This window comes from Neobacillus sp. MER 74, assembly GCF_023714155.1.
The window spans coordinates 1-244 of sequence record NZ_JAMAUV010000125.1 but is presented as its reverse complement, the minus strand read 5'-3'; the positions used below and the strand labels follow the sequence as shown (position 1 = coordinate 244).

Here is a 244-nt window from a genome sequence, read left to right as displayed (position 1 = left end):
CTCTTCGGAGTCTAGCGGCGGACGGGTGAGTAACACGTGGGCAACCTGCCTGTAAGACTGGGATAACACCGGGAAACCGGTGCTAATACCGGATAATCCTTTTCCTCTCATGAGGGGAAGCTGAAAGTCGGTTTCGGCTGACACTTACAGATGGGCCCGCGGCGCATTAGCTAGTTGGTGAGGTAACGGCTCACCAAGGCGACGATGCGTAGCCGACCTGAGAGGGTGATCGGCCACACTGGGA

At 57.4% G+C, this 244-nt stretch carries 1 rRNA gene; it reads left to right on the top strand.

Annotation, left to right across the window (positions count from 1 at the left end):
* A 16S ribosomal RNA gene (locus M3610_RS27830) occupies positions 1-244 on the top strand; the annotation flags it as partial.